The following is a 392-nucleotide window of genomic DNA, read 5'->3' on the forward strand; positions in this document are numbered from 1 at the left end:
GGCTACCAGCGTGTAGAGCGTCTTGACGTCCATGTCGAACTCTAGATGCCCAGCAGGCGGCGGGCGTTGCCACCCATCACCTTTTCGAGGTTCTCGGGACGGATCGGCAATGTTTCGAACCACTGCTTGTAGTCCCGTACCGGGCAGAATGGGAACGAGCTTGCGTACAGCATGCGGTCTGCGAGGAAGGAATCCGCGGCCTTGACGTATTCCTCCCAGCCTGGCATCCGCGAGAAGTACATGTCCGGCGAAAGGTACATATTCGGGCGGCGGAACGCGATATGCAGGATCTCGGTCACCCAGGGCCAGCCGCCGTGCGCAACGACGACCTTCAGCTTAGGGAAGTCCGCCAGCACGCGATCAGTGCGCACGGGGTCGGAGTAGCTCAAGTC

At 61.0% G+C, this 392-nt stretch carries 1 protein-coding gene; it reads right to left on the reverse strand.

Annotated features, from left to right (window positions below; genetic code table 11):
- Positions 1-41 precede the first annotated feature (41 nt).
- The coding region (locus tag AC1DBD_RS17890; RefSeq protein WP_476982734.1) for an amidohydrolase family protein at positions 42-392 on the reverse strand (351 nt) is incomplete at its 5' end.

This window comes from Arthrobacter sp. 10T419 (assembly GCF_056394105.1).